The sequence below is a fragment of the Mycobacterium sp. E3298 genome, from assembly GCF_001666895.1.
Taxonomy (GTDB): domain Bacteria; phylum Actinomycetota; class Actinomycetes; order Mycobacteriales; family Mycobacteriaceae; genus Mycobacterium.
In genome coordinates this window covers 1-2,271 of record NZ_LZJB01000418.1, presented here as the reverse complement: position 1 = coordinate 2,271, position 2,271 = coordinate 1, and the positions used below count along the sequence as shown (strand labels likewise).

Here is a 2,271-nt window from a genome sequence, read left to right as displayed (position 1 = left end):
GCCGCGCCGATGCCGGCCGCGCCCGTGGGGTCGGCGCGCAACACGAGCACGCGGTCGGCGAGGATCGCCGCCTCATCGACGTCGTGAGTCACCAGCAACGTCGTGGTGCCCGCCTCGTGCTGCACCCTGTCGAGCAGGTCCTGCATCCGCAACCGGGTCAATGCGTCCAGGGCCGCGAGCGGCTCGTCGAGGAGCAGGACACTGGGCCGGCGCGCTAGAGCCCGCGCGAGGCCGGCACGTTGTGCCATACCGCCGGAAACCTGCCGCGGGCGATGATCACCGAACTCGGTCAGCCCGACGACGTTCAGCCAATGTTGAACCTCCCCGGTGCCCTTCGCGCGCGCCGTGCCAGGCGGTAAACCGAAGGCGACGTTGGCCGCCAGCGATCGCCACGGCAGCAGGCGCGGCTCCTGGAAAACCATCGCGCAACGCGGGTCGACCCCCCGGACGGCCTTCCCCGCTATCTCGATCCGCCCGGCGCTGGGCTTGTCGAGACCGGCCACGAGTCGCAACAGCGTCGACTTGCCGCTGCCCGAGGGCCCGAGCAACGCGACGACCTGGCCCGGTTCGATCTCGATGTCGACGTCGCGCAGCACGGCGCGCGTTCCGAAGGTGCGGTTGACGCGAAGCAATGACACGCGTGCCGGCGCGAGACTGGTCGACATCACCCGCGCAGCCTAGGAATCGCGCGCGGCGCCCACCAGGTTTGCGTTGCCGATGATTAAAACCCGCTGTGCGCCATCACTAGACGGCGATCAAGGTCAGCCGTGCGGCGCTTCGGAGATCTTGGTGTCCGGCTTGCCAAGCGTCTGGCAGTACGTCGCCGCCGACAGCCGAGTGGCGGTGATCTCGGCGTTGGACGGGTCGGTGCCGTTCTTGTCCTTCAACATCTTGCTGACTTCGTCGTTCTGCTTCTTCTCGTCCTGCGAGGTGAAGTCCTTGCACTTGGTGTCGCCGCCGGTGTTGATCACCTGTGAGGCCGAACACGCGCTGGACAGCAGCACGGCTAGTGCGAGCGTCGCGGCCGCGATTTGCTTCATCGTTTGCCTCCCTGGGAGTCGAGTAGTGGTATCAGTACACCAAATCGGCCGATTTGAAACCCCGCACGAGATTTGCCCGCCGATCGGGCCGGTTGCTCGGCGTGCATTTCCGCGGCGATCGGGAATAACTGCCTCGTTTGCATCGTCGTTTGCGTTCGTCGCGCCGAATGCCAGGGGGAAACGTCCAGTGTCTGTAGCCAACGGGTCAACGTCGCGACCTGCGGCGGCTCTGGACAAGGCGGGCCGCCCGGATGCGGACCGGGCCGTCTTCGGCGGCGTGCTGGTGCTCTTGCTGTCCGTCGGCTGGGTCGCCAACCACTTCGTCGCGCTGATGCCCGCGCTCAGCGCGCGGCAACACCTCAGCCCAGCCACCCTCGATGCGATCTTCGGGGTCTATGCGGTGGGCTTGGTGCCCGGCCTGCTCGTCGGCGGGCGCACCTCGGATGCGTTCGGGCGCCGGCCGGTGGCGCTGGCGGGCGCGGCGACCGCCGTGGCCGGCACGGTGGCCATGCTGTGCTCGCAGCAGTACGAGATCTTGCTCCTCGGCCGCCTGATCGTCGGGTTCGGTGTCGGCCTGGCCATGAGTTCCTGCACCGCCTGGGCCTCCGATCTGAAAGGTCCGGCCGGGGCGGCCGCCGCGGGTGCGGTGTTGATGGGCGGTTTCGCGATCGGACCGTTCGCGGGGGGCCTGATCGTCAAGGCCGGTCCGGGCGGCATCCAGTTGTCGTTAGGGGTCGCCGTCGCGATCGGCATCGCGGCGATGGCCTTCGCGGTGCTTGCGGCGCGCGGGGCGGAGACCACCGCGCGGCCAACCGCGCGGGTTTGGGAACCGCCGACCACCGCGGGGCAGGGCACCGGGCGGGCGTTGAGTTGGGCGATGCCGCTGGCGCCGTGGGTGTTCGCATCGGCGACACTGGGGTTCGTCGCGATCCCCGGCCGTGTCCACACCGGGCTCGCCGCCCCGATGGCCGTCGGCACCGCCACGCTGCTCGTCAACGGGGTCAGCGGGCTGATCCAGGTGCTGGCCCGCGCGCGGAGCTGGGGGCCCCAGGCCGGCACCGCCGGCGCACTGCTGGCCGCACTCGGCTACGCGACCACCGCGCTGGCCCCGCATACCATGTCGTTGGCCTTGGGCCTTCCCCTCTTCCTGGTGCTGGGATGCGCCTCCGGCCTGTGCTTGCGTGAGGGGTTGATCGATCTGGAGGCCGCGGCGCCGAAACGCTTGCGCGGC

General features: G+C 69.6%; 3 protein-coding genes. 1 reads left to right on the top strand and 2 read right to left on the bottom strand.

Annotated elements, in window-relative coordinates; genetic code table 11:
- Nucleotides 1–638 (bottom strand): ABC transporter ATP-binding protein (locus A9X05_RS19920; protein ID WP_197499140.1); only part of this gene is annotated, 638 nt, incomplete at its 3' end.
- A 123-nt stretch (nt 639–761) separates the two neighbouring features.
- Nucleotides 762–1,040 carry a hypothetical protein gene (locus A9X05_RS19915; RefSeq protein ID WP_067749783.1) on the bottom strand — a complete coding sequence of 93 codons (279 nt, stop codon included), beginning with the start codon at nt 1,038–1,040 and terminating at the stop codon, nt 762–764.
- A gap of 229 nt (nt 1,041–1,269) precedes the next feature.
- Between A9X05_RS19915 and A9X05_RS19910 the strand changes: the two genes are divergently transcribed.
- Nucleotides 1,270–2,271, top strand: a 1,002-nt coding sequence (locus tag A9X05_RS19910; RefSeq protein WP_067783634.1) for an MFS transporter, incomplete at its 3' end; no start/stop codon positions are given.